This is a genomic window from Undibacterium sp. RuTC16W (genome assembly GCF_049339445.1).
Lineage (GTDB): Bacteria > Pseudomonadota > Gammaproteobacteria > Burkholderiales > Burkholderiaceae_D > Undibacterium.
In genome coordinates this window covers 208,371-230,943 of sequence record NZ_JBMPPE010000001.1, presented here as the reverse complement: position 1 = coordinate 230,943, position 22,573 = coordinate 208,371, and the positions used below count along the sequence as shown (strand labels likewise).

Annotated in this window: 25 protein-coding genes; 12 read left to right on the top strand and 13 right to left on the bottom strand. The window is 47.6% G+C overall.

What is annotated here, in order from left to right; genetic code table 11:
* Positions 1–28: 28 nt before the first annotated feature.
* On the bottom strand, positions 29–2,077 hold the full coding sequence (locus ACO0K4_RS01120; RefSeq protein ID WP_422954757.1) for a site-specific recombinase: 2,049 nt from the start codon (positions 2,075–2,077) through the stop codon (positions 29–31).
* Between the two features lie 347 nt (positions 2,078–2,424).
* Between ACO0K4_RS01120 and ACO0K4_RS01115 the strand changes: the two genes are divergently transcribed.
* Complete coding sequence (locus tag ACO0K4_RS01115) at positions 2,425–3,726, top strand: hemolysin family protein (RefSeq protein WP_422955412.1); 1,302 nt, start codon at positions 2,425–2,427, stop codon at positions 3,724–3,726.
* Positions 3,727–3,774: 48 nt separating this feature from the next.
* On the opposite strand, the gene ACO0K4_RS01110 is transcribed toward ACO0K4_RS01115, so the two are convergent.
* Entirely contained in the window at positions 3,775–3,882 is a 108-nt protein-coding gene (locus tag ACO0K4_RS01110) for a YgaP family membrane protein (protein WP_422955411.1), read from the bottom strand.
* Positions 3,883–4,020: 138 nt separating this feature from the next.
* Positions 4,021–4,920 carry an MBL fold metallo-hydrolase gene (locus tag ACO0K4_RS01105; protein ID WP_422954756.1) on the bottom strand — a complete coding sequence of 300 codons (900 nt, stop codon included), beginning with the start codon at positions 4,918–4,920 and terminating at the stop codon, positions 4,021–4,023.
* A gap of 78 nt (positions 4,921–4,998) precedes the next feature.
* Between ACO0K4_RS01105 and ACO0K4_RS01100 the strand changes: the two genes are divergently transcribed.
* The 7 genes from ACO0K4_RS01100 (at position 4,999) to ACO0K4_RS01070 (ending at position 9,345) form a co-directional block, all read left to right on the top strand.
* The gene (locus ACO0K4_RS01100; protein WP_422954755.1) at positions 4,999–5,313 is read left to right on the top strand and encodes a metalloregulator ArsR/SmtB family transcription factor; all 315 of its coding nucleotides are present in this window, start codon (positions 4,999–5,001) and stop codon (positions 5,311–5,313) included.
* A 103-nt stretch (positions 5,314–5,416) separates the two neighbouring features.
* Positions 5,417–5,878, top strand: coding sequence for a YeeE/YedE family protein (locus ACO0K4_RS01095; protein ID WP_422954754.1), 462 nt, complete (start codon positions 5,417–5,419; stop codon positions 5,876–5,878).
* On the top strand, positions 5,878–6,303 hold the full coding sequence (locus ACO0K4_RS01090) for a DUF6691 family protein (protein ID WP_422955410.1): 426 nt from the start codon (positions 5,878–5,880) through the stop codon (positions 6,301–6,303). Before ACO0K4_RS01095 ends, ACO0K4_RS01090 begins: the two co-directional genes overlap by 1 nt.
* 97 nt (positions 6,304–6,400) lie before the next feature.
* Positions 6,401–7,204, top strand: a complete 804-nt coding sequence (locus ACO0K4_RS01085; protein WP_422955409.1) for a sulfite exporter TauE/SafE family protein — start codon at positions 6,401–6,403, stop codon at positions 7,202–7,204.
* 286 nt (positions 7,205–7,490) lie between these two features.
* Positions 7,491–7,868, top strand: coding sequence for a hypothetical protein (locus tag ACO0K4_RS01080; RefSeq protein WP_422954753.1), 378 nt, complete (start codon positions 7,491–7,493; stop codon positions 7,866–7,868).
* A 14-nt stretch (positions 7,869–7,882) separates the two neighbouring features.
* Positions 7,883–8,458: an RNA polymerase sigma factor gene (locus ACO0K4_RS01075; protein ID WP_422954752.1), complete on the top strand. Its 576-nt coding sequence runs from the start codon at positions 7,883–7,885 to the stop codon at positions 8,456–8,458.
* A complete protein-coding gene (locus tag ACO0K4_RS01070) occupies positions 8,455–9,345 on the top strand; it encodes an anti-sigma factor family protein (protein ID WP_422954751.1) in 891 nt (296 codons plus the stop codon). Before ACO0K4_RS01075 ends, ACO0K4_RS01070 begins: the two co-directional genes overlap by 4 nt.
* Before the next feature lie 68 nt (positions 9,346–9,413).
* On the opposite strand, the gene ACO0K4_RS01065 is transcribed toward ACO0K4_RS01070, so the two are convergent.
* The 7 genes from ACO0K4_RS01065 to ACO0K4_RS01035 form a co-directional block, all read right to left on the bottom strand.
* Positions 9,414–10,166 carry an MAE_28990/MAE_18760 family HEPN-like nuclease gene (locus ACO0K4_RS01065; RefSeq protein WP_422954750.1) on the bottom strand — a complete coding sequence of 251 codons (753 nt, stop codon included), beginning with the start codon at positions 10,164–10,166 and terminating at the stop codon, positions 9,414–9,416.
* 3 nt (positions 10,167–10,169) lie between these two features.
* Positions 10,170–11,267, bottom strand: a complete 1,098-nt coding sequence (locus ACO0K4_RS01060; protein WP_422954749.1) for a DUF262 domain-containing protein — start codon at positions 11,265–11,267, stop codon at positions 10,170–10,172.
* Positions 11,268–11,300: 33 nt separating this feature from the next.
* Entirely contained in the window at positions 11,301–12,251 is a 951-nt protein-coding gene (locus ACO0K4_RS01055; RefSeq protein ID WP_422954748.1) for a BsuBI/PstI family type II restriction endonuclease, read from the bottom strand.
* Entirely contained in the window at positions 12,244–13,731 is a 1,488-nt protein-coding gene (locus ACO0K4_RS01050) for an Eco57I restriction-modification methylase domain-containing protein (protein ID WP_422954747.1), read from the bottom strand. Before ACO0K4_RS01050 ends, ACO0K4_RS01055 begins: the two co-directional genes overlap by 8 nt.
* Positions 13,732–14,055: 324 nt before the next feature.
* Entirely contained in the window at positions 14,056–15,039 is a 984-nt protein-coding gene (lipA, locus tag ACO0K4_RS01045; RefSeq protein ID WP_422954746.1) for a lipoyl synthase, read from the bottom strand.
* Positions 15,040–15,051: 12 nt separating this feature from the next.
* Positions 15,052–15,738 carry a lipoyl(octanoyl) transferase LipB gene (gene lipB / locus ACO0K4_RS01040; RefSeq protein ID WP_422954745.1) on the bottom strand — a complete coding sequence of 229 codons (687 nt, stop codon included), beginning with the start codon at positions 15,736–15,738 and terminating at the stop codon, positions 15,052–15,054.
* Between the two features lie 50 nt (positions 15,739–15,788).
* Positions 15,789–16,127, bottom strand: coding sequence for a DUF2917 domain-containing protein (locus ACO0K4_RS01035; RefSeq protein WP_422954744.1), 339 nt, complete (start codon positions 16,125–16,127; stop codon positions 15,789–15,791).
* A gap of 208 nt (positions 16,128–16,335) precedes the next feature.
* On the opposite strand from ACO0K4_RS01035, the gene gcvA reads away from it, so the two are divergent.
* Complete coding sequence (gene gcvA / locus ACO0K4_RS01030; protein ID WP_422954743.1) at positions 16,336–17,220, top strand: transcriptional regulator GcvA; 885 nt, start codon at positions 16,336–16,338, stop codon at positions 17,218–17,220.
* A 140-nt stretch (positions 17,221–17,360) separates the two neighbouring features.
* Complete coding sequence (locus tag ACO0K4_RS01025; RefSeq protein ID WP_422954742.1) at positions 17,361–17,981, top strand: chalcone isomerase family protein; 621 nt, start codon at positions 17,361–17,363, stop codon at positions 17,979–17,981.
* A gap of 179 nt (positions 17,982–18,160) precedes the next feature.
* Here ACO0K4_RS01025 and ACO0K4_RS01020 read toward each other — a convergent pair whose 3' ends face one another.
* Together ACO0K4_RS01020 and ACO0K4_RS01015 are read right to left on the bottom strand one after the other, a co-directional pair.
* Entirely contained in the window at positions 18,161–18,451 is a 291-nt protein-coding gene (locus ACO0K4_RS01020) for a DUF493 family protein (protein ID WP_422954741.1), read from the bottom strand.
* A gap of 17 nt (positions 18,452–18,468) precedes the next feature.
* On the bottom strand, positions 18,469–19,314 hold the full coding sequence (locus ACO0K4_RS01015; protein WP_422954740.1) for a D-amino acid aminotransferase: 846 nt from the start codon (positions 19,312–19,314) through the stop codon (positions 18,469–18,471).
* Between the two features lie 230 nt (positions 19,315–19,544).
* Between ACO0K4_RS01015 and ACO0K4_RS01010 the strand changes: the two genes are divergently transcribed.
* Positions 19,545–20,093, top strand: a complete 549-nt coding sequence (locus ACO0K4_RS01010) for a hypothetical protein (protein WP_422954739.1) — start codon at positions 19,545–19,547, stop codon at positions 20,091–20,093.
* A gap of 70 nt (positions 20,094–20,163) precedes the next feature.
* Complete coding sequence (locus ACO0K4_RS01005; protein ID WP_422954738.1) at positions 20,164–21,096, top strand: hypothetical protein; 933 nt, start codon at positions 20,164–20,166, stop codon at positions 21,094–21,096.
* A 272-nt stretch (positions 21,097–21,368) separates the two neighbouring features.
* Here the strand turns inward: ACO0K4_RS01005 and ACO0K4_RS01000 are convergent, their stop codons facing one another.
* On the bottom strand, positions 21,369–22,535 hold the full coding sequence (locus ACO0K4_RS01000) for a D-alanyl-D-alanine carboxypeptidase family protein (RefSeq protein WP_422954737.1): 1,167 nt from the start codon (positions 22,533–22,535) through the stop codon (positions 21,369–21,371).
* Positions 22,536–22,573: the final 38 nt, after the last annotated feature.

Below are 22,573 nucleotides of genomic sequence, written 5' to 3'. Positions count from 1 at the left end.
ATAGTCAAGGTGATTGCGACAGATCCATTTAGCGGGGTGGCTTGTCGTTCGTTCTTTCTGTGGATTTTGCTGGTATGTCCGCCACCTCAGCGACCAGATCCTTTGGCGGTAGGAAGAAATCTCTGGTGCCGGTAATGAAGCGTTTCCAGAGCAATCTGTTCAAGGTGTTGCCCTGACCAAAACTGACTCGTCGAGAGCGTAGAGCTACCATCATCGCCAAGCTAAAACTGACTCCCAGATTTACCACCCCGATCAGCATAATGCCACTCAGCGACGTGGCAACGACTTGCCAGGACATCACATGATCCAGCCCGACCAGAGAAAAAGCGAAATTCGCGCTCGAAAAAGTAATGTGCCGTATATCAATCGGCAAACCAAAAAACACACCGAGCTGACCTATCGTGCCCAGCATCACGCCAAAGAAAAAATTACCTGCCAAAGCCCCGAGGTTGTCGCCGATATAGTCGGTAGTGCGTTGTAGCCGCTGCTCTCCTAATAATTTTTTGAGCCAGACGAGTTGACGCAGGCGTGCCGGAATATTCGAATAACTCGCCTTGTTATCGTAGTAACCCGAAATAAGTCCCGATAAAAACAGACAAACGCCTGCAATCGCCGCATGCGGTAATGCGAGGCTGTGAAAGGGATCAATATCCTCCAGCAAATGATGTGCTTTATCTGGCGAGACCAGGTGATGACCATTGATCGCATACCAGGTCCAGGCAATTGCGTAGGCTGTAGGTATCGCCAGGCCGATATTGCCGATGATTGCAATAAACTGTGAACGCAAAACCCGGACGATCAGCTCGACCAGTTCATCGAGTTTTTGTTTGCCCTGATCAATCGATCTGGCGATCAGTGCTGCCGTCATCGCGGGTTGCTTGGTTGCGATCGTCATGTGCAAAACATGTACCAGCATGAATCCAAAGGAATAATTCACACTGTACAAAACAGCATAACCAAACGGTGCCATGATTAGTTTGCCGAACAGAATTTTAATCATTGCCATAAACCCGACAATGAATCCCGCTCCGAGCGCAGAGCGCATCATGGCGTACCATTCGCTACGGTTGCTGGTGACGTAGTGCTCGCCGCTTTTGCCGGCGCGCTCCGTCATTTGCAGAGACAGGAGTTCGGTATTGGTTTGCATCAGGTCACGAATGCTGCTGCTCTTGTTGTCTGCCAGTACCAGTTCTTTTAACAGGCCGACGCCGATTTTGTTGGCATTATTTGTACTGCGAGAATCTAATAAGCTCAGTATCGTCCTCAAGCGGCGAATACTTTGTGTCAGACGTAACAGCAGACGCGTCAGGCTGACGGATACGCCTTGCAGTGCGGCTACTTTGCGGATTTTTTGTACGACCTCTTCGCATTGCGTCAGCAGAACCTCAATCTGCAAGCTATCCTCACGCTTGATTTTTTTATCGATCAGCCAGCTGCTATATTGGGTCACGTAATCATTGATGGCGTCGTTTTGGCGCAGGAAGGGCGATTCGAATTTTTCTATATCCGGATAATTTCTGACCAGTTCAGCTTCAAGCCCGATCGTGGTGATGCGATAAGATAAAACCTGTATCGCACTCAACACTTCGTTGGTCAGAACCGCGTAGGTAGCACGTGGATTGCTGACCCTGGATCCCAGGCATTGAAACAGATCCAGCCAGATTTGATCAGCGACACCGCCGACCCAATGGTGATCCATCTTTTGATCAAACAATAGGCCAAACACATCCTTGATGTAGTCGTCATTGACCAGTGGTGGCAAGAATTTTTCTGCAAATCGTTGAGATGCAGCGGCCCAGAAACCGATGTTTTGAGTGATGCCGGTATCGGTCAGCAGATGGACCGTTTTGCGTGTGGTCAGGACACAGGCAAGGTATTCGCGCAGTTCTCTGGCCTGAGCCGGATGCTGCTGCAAGACGTAACACAAGGCACGAATATTATCGGTCGCCTGAGCGATTTTATGTGGATGGGTAGGGCGCAGGCAGGCAATCAGCTCGCGTAAAAAACGGATGTCGCGATACGCGGGATCTTGCAATCTTGCTTCGGCGATACGGCTGAGGATGCTATCTATGGACAATATGTTCTCCTGTTCCTTCGGACGAAAGAGCTTTGTCCGATTTTATGTCAATTTGACATTGATTGTGGCGGCTATATTGGCGTTTTTGCTAAGGAATCTCTAAACATTACGTAGCCATTACGTAGCTATTACGTATCTATTACGCAGAGCAGTAAACCGGCAGGTGAGTCCGGACTATACCTGTTCAGCATCCTGCGCATACCCGGTCAAGCTCTTGCCTATGGTCACTTTACAGATTGGCTGGCTCTAGTCCGACCTCCGATAATTGCCAGAAGTTCCACAGACGGTATGCAAATGCCCTGTTTTTCGACTACAGTATTGGCTTATTCGTTTATAGAAAGTGTGTGTTGGATAACCTTTTGCTGGTGATTGCCGCGCTGTTGTTGGTGGTATTAAATGGTTTTTTTGTTGCTGCTGAATTTGGCCTGGTGAAATTGCGCCAGACACGGGTTCGCAGTATTGCCAAAACAGGTGGAGTGCGCGGACGTTTGCTGGGCACGGTGCATCAACATCTGGATGCTTATCTTTCTGCGTGTCAGTTGGGTATTACGCTGGCGTCGCTGGGCTTGGGGTGGATCGGTGAGCCGGCGTTTGCCCGGTTGCTGGAGCCACTGCTGGTGACTATCGGTGTGAGCTCGCAAGAGCTGATACATGGTATCTCTTTCTTCTTCGCCTTTTTCGTCATTTCCTTTCTGCATATTGTCGTCGGTGAGCTGGCGCCTAAATCGATGGCGATCCGTATGCCTGAGCGCGTTTCGCTGTGGACGGCTCCAGCCTTATATGCGTTCTACTGGATGATGTATCCAGCGATCTGGACCCTGAACTTTAGTGCGAACAAAGTATTGAAATGGCTAGGTCTGGATGCCACTCATGGCAGCGATGCACATTACTCGCCCGATGAACTCAAGCTGATTTTGCGCGGCAGTCATGGCAGTAAAAAACTGACACCCGATGAGTGGAGCATCATGGCGCAGATGCTGGATTTTGGTGACCTGGAGGTGTCTGATCTGATGCGTCCGTTCAGCGAAGTGGTCGCTATGTACAAGGATCACAGCCTGGCCGATAACATGGAAACCGCCTACCGCAACCGCTTCAGCCGCTATCCGTATCTCGATGCTGACGGTGAAACCGTGCTGGGTATGCTGCACCTGAAAGATTTATTTTTGGCGCAGCAAAGCGGTAAGACGCTGGACGATTTAAGCGATCATTTGCGTCAGGTGGAATTTGTTCCGCCGACCATGCCTGCGCTGGAATTATTTCGCCGCTTCCGCAAGGGCGCGCCGCATTTTGCGATTGTCGGTTACAAAGAAAGTAAGCCACTCGGTTTTCTGACGCTCGACAATCTGCTCGGTGCGCTGGTCGGTCAGATCCGTGATGAATTCCGTTTAAATGAAAACGACTGGGTGACGCTGGATGATGGCACCCTGATGGGTAAAGGCAGCTTACCTTTATTCACGCTGGGCATTGCACTCGGTATTGATCTCGATAGCGAAGAGGTTGAGTCGATAGGTGGCTTGATCATGCATACTCTCGGCGATCTGCCAACAGAAGGTCAGAAAGTGGAGTTCGAGCTTTTTGATGCCGTCGTCAAAAAGATGAATGGACCGCGTATCGTCTTGGTGCGCATCTATCCTAAGCAAAGTCCCTGATCAGATTTTGTCTCGATCTGGGATGATGTTGTGCATTTTTTTGCGCGGTTATTTTTTGATGCAGCAAGTCGAGAAACCAAAAAGCCGGTAGGCCGGACAAAAGCGGAATGTTCCCGTCAAAACCGGCACGATGCCTAGCCATCCCCACATCCCGATGCGCCCGGTCAGGCTGCGCCATGAGTGCTGGTCCTGCGATATGCGTATCTATCTGTCTGTGCTCCTGATGAGAAGCTTCATGTCCCGAATAGTTAAATTTAGGATCTTGCTTGCGTACTGAATTCGCATCTGTAATACCTAAATTCCATTCAGCGGAATTTTCAAATAACGTATGCTGTTATCCTCTTTTGGCGGCAGTGCGCCCGCACGAATATTCACCTGTACCGATGGCAAAATCAGTACCGGCATGTCAAGACCCGCATCGCGTTCGGTACGCATGGTGATGAAGGTGTCTTCGCTGATACCGTCATGCACATGAATGTTGTTGTGACGCTGGTCTGCCACCGTACACATCCATTGCACGTCACGCTCGTCTGGCGGGTAGTCATGGCACATGAACAGGCGGGTTTGCTCTGGCAGCGCTAATATCTTTTTGACTGACCGATACAGCATTCGGGCATCGCCACCCGGGAAGTCACATCGTGCTGTGCCGACGTCCGGCATGAATAAAGTATCACCGACAAAAACCGCATCACCGATCTGATATGCCATGTCGGCAGGCGTGTGACCGGGGACAAACAGCGCCCTGGCTGTCAGGTCGCCGATCTGAAACTCTTCGTCTTCAGCAAACAGATAATCGAATTGCGAACCATCAACCGCAAAGCCGGGTTCCAGATTGAACAAGGCTTTAAATACTTTTTGCACCTGATGAATATGCGCGCCGATGGCGATCTTGCCGCCGATTTTTTCTTGCAGATAGTGCGCCGCAGACAGGTGGTCGGCGTGAGCATGGGTTTCTAAAATCCAGTCTGAGGTCAATTGATGAGCGTGGAGAAAGTCCAGTATCTGATCCGCAGACGTGGTGCTGGTACGTCCGGATTTGTGGTCGTAATTGAGCACGCTATCGATGATGGCAGCATGTCCCCCAACCCTGTCGAAGACTATATAGCTGACCGTGAACGTAGTTTTGTCAAAGAAGGCCTGAATATGCGCCTCAGTTGGAGGTGTTGCCGTCGGGGTGTTGGTTATGGGTTTCATATTCTACTCAATAACAATATATTGACTTACATAATATCAAAACATAGAATGTAGTCAAATACATTGCTTTAATTTTTTATGCCAACTGATCAAGTCATTGAGATTGCGCAAATGCGCATTGCGGCGCAGGCCGCTACCAGCACCTTGCGTGCCCTGGCGAACGAGGATCGTTTGCTTTTGCTATGTCAGCTCAGTCAGGGAGAGAAATCCGTTAGTGAGCTGGAAGAATTGCTTGACCTCCATCAGCCTAGTTTGTCGCAGCAACTCGGTGTGTTGCGTGCTGAGGGTTTGGTTGATACGCGCCGTGATGGGAAGCGTATTTATTATTCGGTCGCCGATCCTAAAGTCTTGCATCTGCTGGAGCTGATGTACACCTTATATTGCCCTAAATAATGCATACTTGGGGCGAGTATATTTTTGATGCCTAATAAATAAAGCGGATTGAGGCATATTTTTCATAAACTAATGGGGAGTATATGATGAAAAGGATATTCGGATGACGATTGCATGGCAAGTATTTACCCCTTGGACAGCTCTGATAGGCGGCGCCCTGATTGGCCTGGCGGTCGCTTTATTGATTAGCTTTAATGGTCGTATTGCGGGTATCAGCGGGATTGTTGCAGGTCTGTTGCAGCCTGCGCGCGGCGAGTGGCAATGGCGTGCAGCGTTTGTCGCTGGTCTGATCATGGCGCCGTTGCTGTTTCGTCTGTTTGTAGCGCTGCCCGTCGCGACGATCGATGCTGACTGGCTGACGGTGGTGATTGCGGGTCTGCTTGTCGGTGTCGGCACGCGTTACGGATCCGGCTGTACCAGCGGTCACGGTGTATGCGGTTTGTCATGTTTTTCTCTGCGTTCGCTGGTGGCGACGATGACGTTTATGGGATCGGGATTTGTGGTGGTATACCTTGTCCGGCATGGTTTGCAGTACGTAATGCCGCATAGTGCGGGAGTCGCATGATGATGATTTTATTTGCCTGGATTGCCGGTTTGATTTTTGGTATCGGCCTGATTATTGCCGGTATGGCTGATCCGGCGAAAGTAATAGGATTTCTGGATCTAACAGGTAGCTGGGATCCGTCTCTGGCACTGGTCATGGCGGGGGCGATTGTGGTCGCCAGCGTGATGTTTGCGTTCGTTGGGGCCTGGCAAAAATCGTTATTGGGTTTGCCTTTGATGATACCGGCCAGTACTTCGATCGACCGCCGGTTGATCATCGGCAGTCTGTTGTTCGGTGCCGGCTGGGGGCTGGCTGGAATCTGTCCGGGACCTGCGATGGTGTTGCTGGGTGCCGGTGTGGCGAAGGGGCTGGTGTTCGTCATTGCGATGCTGGCCGGGATGGGACTCTTTAATTTGGCTAACTGGCTGGAGCGTCAGCGTTCGTAGTTTTTTGTCCTAATCGTCCTAATCCGATGACGAATCACCCGCCATTCTTCATCTTGGAAGCAAGTTATTCTCAATCCTATTGTCATCAAACATGAGCATTCTGGTTGCCTTATTCATTGGTCTGATTGTCGGTGCTGTCATGGGCTTGATTGGCGCTGGCGGCGGCATCATTGCTGTTCCCGCGCTGGTGCAGGCGATGGGATGGCAAATGCAGCAGGCGATGCCGGTTGCCTTACTGGCGGTCACTGCCGGTGCACTGGTCGGTACGGTGGAGGGATTTCGCAAAAAGCTGGTGCGCTACCGTGCCGCGATTGTGATGGCCTTGGTGGGAATGCCGTTGACGACTGTCGGTGTCCTGGCTGCACAGACATTGCCACAGAGCTGGTTGATGACTTTATTTGCCGGGATTTTGCTGATCGTTGCTGTGCGTCTGTTCAAGCATTCTGCGCAGGCAGCATTGCGTCCGGCAGATGCGCAAACACCGCCGCTTTTGTGTATTAATCATGCGACGGGGCGATTTGACTGGACGCTGACAACCAGCCTGGTGATTGCCGGTATCGGTGGCATCGCAGGATTCGTGACAGGATTGCTCGGTGTCGGCGGTGGCTTTGTGATAGTGCCGATGTTGCGCCGTTATACGAATCTCAGCATGCATGGGGCGGTGGCGACGTCTTTGCTGGTAATTGCGCTGGTGGGAAGCGCAGGCGTGGCTAGTGCGGTCATGCATGGCGCGGTGATTCCACCCGAGTTCACGGCGTTGTTTATGCTGAGTTCGGCGTTGGGTATGCTGGCAGGGCGCTATATCGGACGGCATTTGCGCGAGCACACCATACAGATTGCTTTTGCCGGATTGCTGGTATTGGTTGCACTGAATTTCATTTTTCGCGTTCTCACGGCATAAGCTTGTTTTCGGTAGTCTTGTAAAAAGTCTGCGCTGTAACTAAAACGACAATAATGACCATAACGACCGCAACGACCGCAACGACCGCAACGACCGCAACGACTGTAATGCCTGATCTCCTTGCATCGTCCGCATGATCGCCTCGGCATGTTTGTTTGCAACGGCTGTCATCCAAATGAATTGTCTGTCGCTGGAATAAATTCCTGAGTTTTTACGTATACCCATTTGTAACGCTCTTGTTATGAATGAATTTAACGACGAACTCAATGATGAATCTGGAGATATGATGAAAATTTCACACCTGGTAGCCACTCTGCTAACCTCTCTTTCGCTCGCTAGTGTTGCATTAGCCGCCGATGTGCCGGTCAAAAAATCCGGCGATATTCTGGTGAGTCAGGCTGGCATGACGCTGTACACTTTTGATAAAGATGTCGCCGGTAACGGCAAAAGCGTCTGTAACGACGCCTGTCTGACACTCTGGCCTGCATTGACGGCAGCCACCGGTGCGACTGGTAGTGGCGATTACACCGTGATCACGCGTGACGATGGCAGCAAGCAATGGGCATACAAAGGCAAGCCGCTGTATATGTTTGCAAAAGATAAGCAAGAGGGCGATCGCACTGGCGATAATGTGAAAGAAATCTGGCACGTCATTAAAAACTAAGGACGCTACCGTCAATGGCATTACCTGATATCACCGCGTTAATGACCGACTGCTTGCCACGCCTGCGACGTTATGCGCGGGCGTTGGTGGCAGATAGAGTACTTGCCGATGATCTAGTGCAAGACACGCTGGAGCGCGCATGGCTGAAGCGTGCACAATGGCGCGCAGGCGGTGACATCCGGCCATGGTTATTTGGCATCATGCACAACCTGTATGTCACGCAGGTCAGACAAGGCTCCTTGCAACTGATCGACATCGAGCAAGCGACAGAGGGTAGTCGCAACGCAGACGGTCAGGAAACGGCAGAGAGTTCGACTCGTGCAACACAAAGTGACCGTCTGGAGATGCATGATTTGCATACTGCTTTACGCATGCTGCCGCGAGAGCAGCGCCCAGTGTTATTGCTAGTCTCGCTGGAGCAGATGGATTACAAAGAGATCGCGCTGGCCTTGGATATTCCGCTCGGCACTGTCATGTCGCGCCTGAGTCGCGGACGCGAAAAATTGCGGCTATTGATGGCGACCAATGACATGCCTCAAACGCATAAAAATAATTCTGGAACATTACCCACATTAAAGGTTGTTAAATGATGTCGCCGTCTATTCCGAGCATCTCTGAAAGCGATTTGCACGCCTACGTCGATGATGCCTTATCTGATGCCCGCCGGCACGAAGTCGCGCAATGGCTGGCAGAGCATCCTGAAGATCTGCTGAGAGTGCAAGCTTACCAATCCCAGAATGCCGGAATCCACCAGATGATGGATGACGTACTCGATGAGCCAATTCCGCTGAGGTTGCAAGAGCAATTGTCTGCACAAAAATTATCAACTCAAAGCCAGCACTCCTTTTTATCGCACGGGTCTCTGCAACGGATCGCCGCAGGCGTTCTATTCGCGGTGATCTGTGGTACCGGTGGAGGCCTTGCTGGCTGGAATTTGCATGCAACGCAGACCGCGACCTTGGCAATCAATGAGCAGGGTCATTCCGCAGGTAATCAGGCGGACAATCAGAGCGATAGTCTGCCCCATCGCGCCGCCATTGCGCATGTGGTCTACACACCAGACGTCAAGCGTCCGGTCGAGGTCGGCTCGGATCAGGAAGAGCAATTGGTTAAGTGGTTATCGAAACGACTCGGTAGCCCGCTCAAGCCGCCGAAACTAAGCGCAAAAGGCTATGAGCTGGTCGGTGGTCGCTTGCTGCCTGGCAGCTCCGGACCCGTGGCGCAATTTATGTACCAGAACGCCTCGGGTCTGCGTTTGACCCTGTATGCATCAAACGAAAACAAGAGTAACAAAGACACGGGTTTTCGTTATCTCAAAGAAGGTCAGGTCAGTGTGTTTTACTGGATAGACGGCCAGTTCGGCTACGCGCTGTCAGGCAATATTGATAAAGACAGTCTGTCGCAATTATCGATGCTGGTATTTGAGCAGTTGCAGCCAGGATCTGTGCCAGCTCAGCTAGAGACTCAAGCGCGTTAATACGCTAAGTGACTAAAAAAAATCCCCGGTCGTTTTTAGTGATTGCCGGGGATTTTTTTCATGTTGTATCATGATGATGTATCTAACTCATTTTTTAAACTTAAGTCACTTTTTAAGTCATATGATTTCTTAATATCTGTCTTTTCTCTAAGGTAAAGCTGACTTTGAGCATACTCTTTTAAATCATCTTGGTATGATGACATAATTTTAAATATAAGATCTTTCAATTTAAAAACTGATTCGTGATCTAAGTTAAATTCATCGGAATCTAATCCTTCCAATTTGCTACCATGGCTTATGGCATTTCTATTGTTTAGAAAATGTTCGTCAAGTAGGCGTTTTTTTGTCCTTATGCAGCTCTTTTCTGAAAAGCCAACAACTTTGCATAAATTAAAAAAAACTTCCGATGAGAGATTATCGCGTGTATCGATGATAGATTTATCTTTTTCTTTACTTAAATTTGAGCCAAGTTGAAATTTTGCGTTGTCTTTTTCAATAAAGCGTTCGACGAAATCCAATTCGTTATGTAAGGATGGTTTATCACGAGTTTCATAACATTGAGCGATAATCCCTTTCATCGAAATAGTTTTGTAATTTAATGTCAACGCTCCAATGTCAATTCTAAGTCCACTCACATAAGCTAAATACTGTTTTGACGAATTTTTAATAAAGCCTTCCCAGTGTGCATACAGCATCAACAACAATGACTTCAATAAAATTTCATTAACGTTACTCTTACATAGCATCTGCAACTCAGAGATTTCCTTTTTCCGCCAAGCTAGGTCATTGTCTAAACCGTCTAAAAAACTGTCGAGCCCCATAAACTAAACTGTCCCAAAGTATTGAAAGGAAAGATCAGTAAGGTCTTTAAATCTCTTCAACGCTTTGATGCCTCGTCCAGTTGCAAGAACATAGCTGGGTTGGCAGCATAGTCCCTTTATGATTTCCTTTAGCTCAGTTGTCGACTTACTTCCAAGTCTGTCGATGTTGCTAGCTAAACCGGGTAACAGCGCTTCAAAGACCTGAAGATTGAATTTATTGTCAAATGATTGCTTATCAATCCAATATTTTGCAAATGCTGTGGGACCTAATTTTGTGAAAAGTAAATCAGAAGTTCTTTGAAGTATTTCAAGTTCAGACGTGAGGTTGAAGTGGGGATCATTAATTAGGGCTAAGGTTTCAGAATCAATAAACTCAGAAACTAACATTGAATGAAGTTTATATTCTTCAAAGTTCGTCTTCCTGTATTTTGCAATCAAATACCTTAGGATTAACTCCATTCTAAATTCTTGTTCGTTTTGCTCGGTACTTAAAAGTGTAATACCTTTGAATCCAGCATCATCTTTGAATCTATTAATTTCATTGTAAAAATTTTCGTTAGACATAATGATTAAGCAGTTTCTAATCTCTTGTTCCGAAAGATGCAGTCCCCCAGTATTTAAGCGCTGAAATACCTCATATTGCGCTTTAATACTATTTTTAGTCAGAATGATATTCAACGTAAGTTTGGATCTTTTGATGAGTCTTTGAATTTCTGCTGGTAAGGTTTCCCATGTAAGTCCTTCTATTGATGGCAAATATTTACAACTTGTGAGGTCGAATAGTTTTTGTCCATTCAGATCTCCAGTCAGCTGCAAAATCGTAGAAACTCGCTGTACACCGTCAACAATATCCCATTTCCCATCTTCTTTTTGAGCGACAAAAATTGGAGGAACTGGTATTCCGATAATTAGCGATTCTATAAAGTTTGTTTTTTGTTCGTCTTTCCAGCGAAATAACCTCTGATAAGCCGGAGCAAGATTGATATCGCCAGCTTGATACAAGCTGATAATTTCACCAATACTCATTTGATAAGTGTCAGTTTTTATTTCGTTTCGGGCATCGTTGACTTCTTGCATCAATTGAGTATTTTGTTCGGTCATATTATTTATTTTGCAGTGTTTTTAGTATGTGGTTTATTTACTTGAGGCACTGTCGTGCGGCCCCATAAATCTGTCACCATTAAAATGGATAAGGTGATCGGGATTGTCTGCAACCCAAACCTCAGTTTCCCATGCGATCGTAGCGAGAAATCGAGCCATAAGTTCGCGACTCGGGAATGCTGTTACGAAAACTAACCCTGTGGATGATTTTCCAAATAACTCAGTTAGTTCGGCATGACGTTTGCCATCCACCGGCCCAACGCTTGTTACACTCTCTAAGAGGTAGAGCCAATTCTTGTTTTCAAGATATAAGATCGCATCTGGCATTTTCCCTCGTTCATGAACTGAAATACCAAGATTTTCTAATGACATTTCGTCGTGAACTACACCTTTATTTCCAGTGTCTCCGACATATAAGACCTTACTCCCAGGAGCGAACCGTGGAGCGAATTGTTCGATTATTTCTTTGATGAGTTCACTATGAGATCCTGGGGACATTTCAAAACTAGCGCCGTCTGGTAACTTACAAGGTATCAATGTAAGATCCCTCGATTTCTTATAGCGGTCTACTAAAGTCTCCACGCCATCCAAATATTCAGTGAGTTTCTTAGGCCATTTTTTTGCGCCGAAGGCTTCTAGTAAAGTCTTTGCTTCAGGAGCAATTTGGTAGCACCAATTTGGGCTATTGGGAGCTCGTGAAGGTTTGTCAGGATTTTGTAGGCATAATCCAGCGGCAACAAACTGATGTAACGACTCTTTTCGAAAACTTTCTCGCGAATTTTCCGCATATGGCTTGTGATATACATTTCGAGCAAAATCTAGAATCGCACGCACCCCTAAAAGTGGATTTTTTAGGCTTTTCCATGATCCTTTTTCATGGAGCTGAATTAGTGCAAGTAACGCAAGTGCAGAACGCTCGTTTTGTTGCGCTCGCGGAAAACCTAGCGCAGCAATAATGCTGATTGCCTCTTCAATTTTAGTCATTTTTTCCTTCGACAATTGCATCAATCTCGGTTTGTGACGGGAGAGCTGTATTTATGCTTTTCCCCCACTTGGCAAGTGTTTCGATATCAGGATAGCGAAGCGCACGTAAGTCCCCAGCGTTCACTTGAGTATGACCTGAAAATCGCCGGAGCCACTTATCTGTAAATGTTGATCCCAAGTAGATCGCAAGGCCTTTCACGATTTCTAGTGGGAGTCCCTTTTTTTGGAAATGGAAGACATTTAAATGGTTTTCGAATCCGACTAATTGATCGTCAAAATGGGATGCATTAAAAATAGCGGGAATGATTCTCCGCTTTTCCTCTTTTGAGGATAATCTGCGGACTACGAGATAATTCCCAATCGGCATCAGCCATTTGTTTGTCGATTCGCAGATCAAGATTCCGTTTGGTTTTTTCGCATCAGTTTTGGGGTGGACTACTAATCCTTGATCAAAATGGTGTGCATAAATTAATGGCGCTACACCGTCTTTTAATTGATCACAAAGATGTTCTCGTAGTCTAAAATCGACTACTGGTCCTGTTGAAACCGATACGCCGATTTCTTCAAGTGTCTTTGTATAGCACTCCATTGTTTCGATGGCACTTTGTGACTCATCTTCACATGCTAGGTGCATGATCATTTCTTTGTCGCCAGGAAATACAACTTGACCGAACGGAATAACACGCTCCTTTAAGTCGGTAAAAGTTGCATTAGTTGACGAGCTTATTGTTACAGCACCTTGTTTTTTTCCTTTTTTTAAGTGAAAAATTACATTTTCTTGAAGGACATCATCTACCTTAAATGCATCGGTGCGGGATTCAAAGATATGAATTTTTTCTAGCGTGGCTATTCTAAAAATCAGTTCTCTAAACGGCCTAAAGTAGGTTCCATTACAAAAACTACGCGGTGTAATCGCAACCAATTCACCATCGTCATCTAGTGCCATGAGTGCCAATGCTACAAATGCCGAATATAAGTTTGTAGTTTCAATTCCGAGTGCTCTTAGTGCGAATCGGTGTGACGAATTAGAGTTAATTTTCTTGTACGGTGGATTCAAAATCGCGTGAGTATGACTAGCGAGTTTTTTTGCTGAGAATAGGTTGTTGAATGATTCAATAAAATCCTCAAACACTATAGTTTCGCTGAATTTCGAACCAGAACCTTTCATGACTAAACCACATTCATTCATAGTGATTCTTAATTCATCCGCTAGCAGAGTGTCTATTTCCCACACTTCACAATTGAGCGAAGCGACGTTTTCGCATGCGGCACGCTCTACAAAAGCCGCGGTGAGTGTGCCAATGCCTGCTCCTGCGTCAAGTATACGAATTTCTTTATCTTTTAACGGATTGAAAAGTCCAGCCATGAACTTGGCAATTATGCTTGGAGTCAGGAATTGCCCTAACTCTGTTTTGTGTTGCGCTGGAGTTGCGATAGAGATTGACTCTCTCCGCTTGTCAATAGATTGAATAGATAGCATATAATTATTATTACGCGAAACCTTGCTAGCATTTGATGGTTATTGATAATAATTTAAAATACAAATGTATCGGTCTAGTAATTACGAGATGGTCCAAAAACAACAGGATTATTCCTATCATTTTTTTGAAATTAATATTCTCGTTAACGCCTTTATATCTTCAATGCTTTATGAAATGCTCACAAAAGAATTTGTTCACGTGATGTGAGTGTTCTAATTTTATGAGCAATATGGAGATGAACTTAGGATCAGATTTGTCTCATGCTAAAAGTGAATTTAGATTTTTACTAAGTAAAATCTTACCTAATTAATTTGCGAATGAGGCTATTGAGCACCAACGCCATGCGCTTGCTGATCTGCATGGTACGACGACCTGACCATTGCACCGACCGCTGCGTGGGCGAAGCCCATTTTGTAGGCTTCTTCTTCAAACATTTTGAATACATCGGGATGCACGTAACGGCGCACCGGCAGGTGATGTCCGCTTGGTGCCAGGTATTGACCGATGGTCAGCATATCGACATTGTGGGCGCGCATGTCGCGCATGACTTGCAGGATTTCTTCGTCGGTTTCACCCAGACCAACCATGATGCCGGATTTGGTCGGTGTGTTGGGATGCTGTTCTTTAAAACGCTTGAGCAGGTTCAGCGAGTACTCATAATCTGATCCCGGGCGTGCTTCTTTGTAGAGGCGCGGTGCGGTTTCCAGATTGTGATTCATGACATCAGGTGGTGCCATATTCAGAATTTCCAGGGCGCGGTCCATGCGGCCACGGAAATCCGGTGTCAGGATTTCGATGCGGGTTGATGGTGACAATTCGCGGATCTTGGTAATGCACTCTGCAAAATGGGCCGCGCCGCCATCACGCAGATCATCACGATCGACAGAGGTGATCACGACGTAGCTGAGTTTGAGCGCCGCGATGGTTTTCGCCAGGTTCAGTGGCTCATTGACATCGAGCGGATCGGGACGGCCGTGACCGACGTCGCAGAACGGGCAGCGGCGTGTGCACTTGTCGCCCATGATCATGAAAGTCGCCGTACCTTTGCCAAAGCATTCGCCGATGTTCGGGCAGGAGGCTTCCTCGCAGACGGTTACCAGGTTGTTAACGCGCAGGATGTCTTTGATTTCGTAAAAGCGTGTGGTCGGCGAACCGGCTTTAACACGGATCCAGTCTGGTTTTGGCAGGCGTTCCATCGGGACGATCTTGATTGGAATACGCGCGGTTTTGCTGGCGCCTTTTTGTTTCTCAGTCGGATCGTATGCGGTGGTCGTTGCTGCGGAGACGGGTGTGTTTTCGGTTGTCATGGTGCTGAGTAATTACGAAGTCAAAAGGTCTTGCAAATGGTGAGCGAGGGTGTTCTGGACATCGGCCAGTGCTGCGCAGACACCCAGCGTTTTCATATCGACGGTGGCCAGACCTGCATAGCCGCAAGGATTGATCCAGGAGAATGGCGTCAGATCCATGTCGACGTTCAATGACACGCCGTGATACGTACAGCCGTTGCCACGCACTTTGAGTCCCAGTGCGGCAATTTTGGCTCCGGCAAATTCGCCATTACTGACATAGATGCCCGGCGCACCAGCCTTACGCTCACCAGCAAGATTATACGCTGCCAGGGTGTCGATCACGGCTTGTTCTATCTTATTCACAAATTCGCGGGCAAACAGACGTGCCTTGGGATGACTGCGGCGCAGATCCATCATGAGATAAATCACGACCTGGCCGGGGCCATGGTAAGTGACTTCGCCACCGCGATCGGTTTGTACGACGGGAATGTGATTGGGCGCCAGAACATGCGACTGATCCGCACCAAGACCCAGTGTGAACACGGGTGGATGCTCGACGATCCAGAATTCATTGGGGGTATCGGCGATGCGCGCATCGGTAAAGGCGCGCATCGCATCGAAGCTGGCTTGATAATCTTCAAGACCGCGGCGCAGGATTCTTGGCGCGTTTGAAGACAGGCTGGTTTCTGAATGGGGTTCTGAACGATTTTCTGGCATAGGGCGCTAGTTTAACATTTCGCGCCCTTGCCGTTCGCCATTGCAGAGAATCAGGCAAATACCTGGTCGCGCAGCTTTTGCGACAATTTTTGCAAATAGCTGGCTACGTTCAGTGACGCATGTTGACGCTCGCTTGATCCGGTAGTTGCTTCAACGACGTCGGATAATTCAATCAAACTTGCCTGCTGATCCGATTCGATCACGATCAGGCGGTTTGCCGGCAGATTGACTGCGTCACCGGCAGATAACCAGAAATCATGTTCTTCACCGGCAATCGTCAACCAGACGCGACCGCAGGCGATCTCGATGCGGCGTGCTTGTTCCAGTGTGCCGGAAACGGTGTCACCGGAAGGAATGGTGTAAGATGGTTTTGCGAAATTATTTGTCATTTCAAAACTCCTTGCTTTAAGGCATTAAAATCAGCGTCATTGTGATTTGTAGAGAGTGAAAATCATTTGTTGCGCTGCGATAAGAGCATTGTAGGCGCTCAAATTGGATATGCAAAACGAGTAATTTTTGAATTGTTTGCTAATTTAATTCACATGAGGATGTGATTGCAATGCGTTTGATTCACAACAAAACGGAGTTCAAAAGGCGATGAGTGATTTTCGGCGCTTGCCTAATTTGGCAGCACTGCGCGCGTTCGAGGCGGCGGCACGACACCAGAATTTTTCACGTGCTGCAGATGAAGTACATCTGACGCATGGTGCAATCAGTCATCAGGTCCGCGCTTTGGAGGAGGAATTGGGCGTTGCGCTGTTCACCCGTCATGGCAAGCGCATCGCGATTACGCCGGATGGCGAGCAGTTCGCCAACACGATACGCACAGCACTGGGTGATATTGCCAAAGCCGCCGAGACGCTAAAAGTACGGCAGCAGCAGCCACGGCTGGCGATCACGGCATTGCCTTCGTTTGCCGCGCGCTGGCTATCGCCGCGACTGGGGCGATTTATTGAGCATTATCCTGATCTGGAAGTGAGTTTGCAGTCCAGTAATCAGCTTTCTGATTTTAGTCGTGAGTCGATTGATATCGGGATCCGGTTTGGTCTGGGTAATTATCCGGGACTGGTGAGCGAGCTGCTGATGGGTGATTATTATTACCCGGTCGTGAGCCCCTACTATCATGGAGGACAACTGCCTAAAACACCTGCTGAGCTGGCATCATCCCATTTGCTGCGTTGTGATGAGGAGCCGTGGGAACCCTGGTTCCGTGCAGCGGGTCTGGATAACGAGGAGCCGACCAGCGGGCTGGTGTTTCAGGATGCCTCAATTCTGTCGCGTGCCGCGGTGGACGGGCAGGGCATTGCTCTGGGGCGGCATGCGATTGTGCGGCCAGATATAGAAAGCGGTTTGCTAGTGCGTTTATTTGATATCGCTATCCCAAGTCCGGTGTCCTACCACCTCGTTTACGCGGCGCATGCCATGGAGAAGCCGCAGGTCAAGGCATTTCGGGCCTGGTTGCTGGAGGAAATTGGTAAGTAAGGAGTGCGGTGAGAGATAGTGACGATGATCCGCACGGCGGTCATTCTGCATTGCACAACGTGAAGTTTTGCAAATTTGTCATTTTTTAAAGGGTTTTAGATGATAATAGAGCATTCTCTCTAAATTCACTTTGACTCTCTATGATGACATCGTTTTCATTACGTATCTTTTCCGGTATTGCCTCCCTGAGTTTATGTCTTGCTGTGTTGCCATGTCATGCGGTCGAAATCCAGCAGATCAAGATTGCCAATCAGGTGACACTAGGAAGCAAGGAGTTGGTGTTGAACGGTACGGGCGTGCGTTCGGTCTTGTTTGCTAAAGCCTATGTCGCCGCCTTGTATGTCCCGGCCAAAACAGATAATCCAGCGCAGGTGATTGCCAGCGGTCCGCGCAAAATGGTACTGCATATTTTGCGCGACATCGACGTCAATGAGCTGGCTGCAGCGATGCTGAAAGGCATGCGCAAAAATAATAGTCAAAAAGATCTTGCTGATGTGACCATGCAGATGGCTTCGTTTGGTCAGGTGTTTGGCACTATTCCCATGGTGAAAAATGGCGATACGATTACCTTTGACTATGTGCCTGGTATTGGATCGAGCGCTTACGTGAATAAAACCCAGTTAGGAACCGTGCTGCAAGGCGATCAGTTTGCCCGCGTATTTTTCCGCATCTGGCTCGGCGATCAGCCAGTCCAAGACACACTGAAGCGCGAGTTACTGGGTTTGCCAGCATATGTGACGCCGGATAAGACGTATAACTGAGTCGAACCCGGTTTGATCACAGGTTTCATCGCGTCAAAGCACATACTCCCCTGATGCGATATATAAAAATAGCCCACTCCGCTTAATTGGCGTAGTGGGCTAAATTATACTGAGGCGGAGTATGGTCATGATCAGATAAAGATGCAAATACAAATCATCTGATGCAGAGAGTCCTTTTTTTACAAAACGACTTTCACCATGTGATGCGCAGACAATTCGCGGTACAGATTATCCAATTGTTCACGGCTGACAGCCCAGACAGTCACGGTCAGCGCCAGATAGGTGCCTTTTGATGACGGGCGCATCTCCAATTTGCCTGCATGAAAAGTCGGATCGTGCGATGTCACCAATTCCACCATGGTTTGCGCGAAGTTATCGTGCATTACCCCCATAATCTTGATCGGGAATTCGCTTGGATACTCAATCAGGCTTTCGGCAGGATCGACAGGGGGGAGGATTTGGTTTGACATAGTAATTATTTAGAAAATTAAGCGGCTTTCGCTAGCTGGTAAGCCGCATACAGTGTCTGATAGATGGGGCCGGGAACGCCTTTTCCAATAGTCTGCTCGTCTAACTTCACGACAGCAAGCACTTCTTTGGTTGCGGATGATAGCAATACTTCATCGGCAGCGAACACTTCTTCACGTGTGATTTTGCGCGCTTGCAAGTCGATGCCATTCGCCGCGCACAGTTCTTCGATCAGGCCGTAACGGATACCTTCCAGTATCAGATTATCTTTTGGCGGCCCCGACAGTACGCCGCCCTTGACGATCCAGACATTCGACGCTGATGCCTCGGTCAAAAAGCCATCGCGAAACTGGATGCTCTCGGTCGCACCGTGCTCCGCCGCGTTTTGCGCTGCCAGCACGTTACCCAGCAACGAGATCGACTTAATCTCGCACCGCAACCAGCGCTTGTCTTCCATCGACACGCAAGTCACCCCTTTGGCGCGCACCGCGTCCGATGGCAGCACAATCGGATTGGTCATGATAAAAACCGTCGGCACGACTTCCTGAGGAAACGCATGCGCACGTTTCGCCACGCCACGAGTGACTTGCAGATACACCATCTGATCGTCAGCAGGATGGGCATCCATGACCTGCGCAATCAGCGCCAGCCAGCTCGCCCTGTCATGCGGATTTGGAATACCGATCGCCGCCAGGCTACGAAATAAGCGCGCCAGATGCTGGTCAGCGCGAAACATCTTGCGTCCATACACCGGAATCACTTCATAAATACCATCACCAAAAATAAAGCCACGATCAAGCACAGGGATTTTGGCATCAGAGAGTGGCGTCAGACTGCCGTTCAGATAAACAAGAGGATCATTCATGATGTGGCCGGTTATGGAGTGATGAAAAAGGGAATGCATAAATTTTTACACAGAAGCTAGTCTAAGGTTATGCAAATTAGGAATGAATCGGATGTAAATATGTAGTGTAAATTTACTTATTGACTACATTTCTATGATGAAAATGATAAAAAAGTTGTTGAATGGTTATGTAAATTGTGTTTCCATATAAATGTTTGTAATTCTGCAAACATTTTATAAAGGAACTAGAAATGACTCATTTACGTAAATCTAAGTGGTTTTTGCTTTTTCTTATTATCCCAATTTTTGTAATAGCGGCTACAACATGGGGACCTGTTTCAGTCGCACTTTTTGGCGGAAATAATAGAAATATTTCCGCTTCAGAGGATGAGGAACTTGGACATCCGGGTGCAGGGGCTGCAATGCGTACGGTCTTACTGCCTGCTTACTTGAGTGGCAAATTAAAGCCAAAAGACAGAATTGTATTTGTTTATGCTGACGGTACTAAAGTAACAAAAGTGTACATGGGTAACTTCCAGTTTACTGTACCGGCACTTGAGAATTTATCTAGTTATTTAGATAATATTCGCAATACTGTAAGTTGTTCAGGCAATCAAAATCTTACATCAAGCTACTTAAATGTTACTGGACACTGGGAGTCTGTAACCGGTAGCGTTAGTGTTGACGGCGGAAGTCCAACGTATACGACGGCAGATTTTTGGGTTGCAGATAGCCTAGGTAGCTTCCCAAATTATTTATCTCGGGGTCCGTATTGCGCCCAAACTTCGCTTGATTTATAGATCAAAATTATTTCTATTAACGTGAGGCATTGCTAACAGTTTGCCTCACATTCAATTTTGAGAGCGCAATATGAAATCAAGACAATTTTTTATAGGCCTTGCGTCAGTTTTTTTGGGCGTAGTTCTATACCTGTCATTTCAACCAGTTTCGGAAATTAAGCTTAAGGAGCACTCAATTGCGAACATAAAACAATCGTCAGATAAAGATGGCGGGCGATTGTTGACATCAGGGGGCGTGCAGCAAAAAGAAGTATTTGATTTGACTTCTGTATTAGCTATATCTAGTGAGTATCAAAGCACGAGAGATCTACATAGTTTGTTTACAAAATATCGTCTTAGTAATAACCCCACGGAAAAATTCTTCGCATGGAAAGCGATTGACTTTTGCTCACGTTATTTACTATCTACCAATAGAGATATATTTGTGTCGCAACCAGAGCCGCTTCCAGGTCTGACCCAAGAGCAGGATGCGATGAACCAACGTCTTTTTGGAAAATGTGCGGGATTCAAAGAATTTACACCAACACAATACAGAGCTCAATTAAAGCAGGTTCAAGAAAGTGCAATCAATGGAGGGAGTAATTCGATTGCGGCTGTACAAGCGAATGAGCTGTTTATTACGCATAAAAATGAAGAAGATGCCGTCAAGCTTGCTAAGCAAGTTCTTCAATCCAAAGAACCAGATGCAATTATGGCGTTAGTCGATTCTATGCAAGTGTATTGGGACGCAAAGAAAATAAACCAGCAAAATTCGGGTAAGCCACCCGAGGCAGATACTAGCGCGGTTGCGTTGAGATTGGCAGCGTGTGATCTGGGCAGAGACTGTAGTAAGGATGCATTAGACATGCAAGTGATGTGTGTATACGCCGGATCATGTGAAGACTCTTTGGAATCTAGAACGATGAAATTATTGACGCCTGCTGAAGCGGATGACGTTCGTCAGAAAATGAAAATATATTTAGCTGCAATCAAACAAGGTGATTTAAAAATATTTGGACTTTAGAGAAATTTTACGTTATCAGATTGGATAAAGAACAAGATAATTTTCACTCTTGTTCTTTTTTCTTACTACCAGTACTTACGCAAAACGATAAGCTGTTTACTACCATAGGCATCGAATCCACAGGTTGGATAAAGTTTCTAAGCGTTTTTCGTGCCAAGAGGCGCACTCAGCTTGCGGATTTGTTTTTATATAAACATTCTATTGAACCGCTTACTCTTACCTTTTCTCCGTGTCTCTGTGGTGAGAGGTTTTAGTTTTTGCGTAAGGCCGGACTATTTAAACAGCAATCGCAGCGAATCCCATGCGCGTCCGAAGATACTTGCCTGATCGACTTGTTCCAGCGCCAGCACAGGAAATTCTGCAATCGGTTTGCCGTCTAACATCATTTTTACGGTGCCGACTTTACCGTTCAAGGCAATCGGTGCGACCAGCGGGTCTTTGCGTTCGAGTGCAGGTTTTAGCTTGGCTGCAGCGCCTTTTGGCAGTGTCACATACAGATCGCTGTTAAAGCCGATTTTGATCTGGGCCTGAGTGCCTTTCCAGATTTCTGGTGTGGCGATTGCCTGACCTTTTTCATAGAGTTTGACTGTATCGAAATTCAGGAAGCCCCAGTTCAATAGTTTGAGACTTTCCTGTGCACGTACCTGATCGCTGGCTGTGCCGGTTACCACAGAAATCAGGCGGCGCTGGCCTGTGCCGTTGGGGCGGATGGATGACGAGATCAGGCAGTATCCTGCGGCTTCGGTGTGACCGGTTTTCATGCCGTCGACAGTTGGATCCAGCCACAGCAGGCGGTTGCGGTTTGGCTGGGTGATTTTGTTGTAGGTGTAGCTCTTCGTTGAGTAATACGTTTTATAAAATTCTGGGTGGTCAGCGATCAGGCGTGCTGCCAGCGTGGATAAATCCTGGGCGGTTGAATAGTTTTCCGGGCTGGGCAAGCCATGCGGATTAGCGAAATGACTGGATTTGAGACCGATACGATCTGCTTCGCGATTCATTTGTACGACGAAGGCGTCTTCGCTACCAGCGACTGCCTCGGCCAGGGCTACCGCCGCGTCATTGCCAGACTGAACGATCAGTCCATAGAGCAATTCATTGATGGTGACGGGCTTGTTGGGTTCGATAAACATCTTTGAACTGCTGGCATCGACCTTCCAGGCGCGGGTCGAGACATTCACGCTCTGGTTGAGATCGAGTTTTTTTTCTTTAATAGCCGTGAACACCAGATAAGCGGTCATGATCTTGGTCAGCGAGGCCGGTTCTATGCGCAGTGTCGGATCTTGCGAGGCGATGACCTGATTGCTGGTGGCGTCGAGCAGCAGCCAGGATTTCGCGGCGATCGTTGGAGCTGGCAGATTTTGTGCTGTGGCGACGGGGGCGGTGAAAATACTGGCAGCGAGTGTGCTGATGCTGAGTAGTGATGCGAAGAATTTTTTCATTGAATCGGTAGTAAACGGTATTAATGTGGATGCAAAAA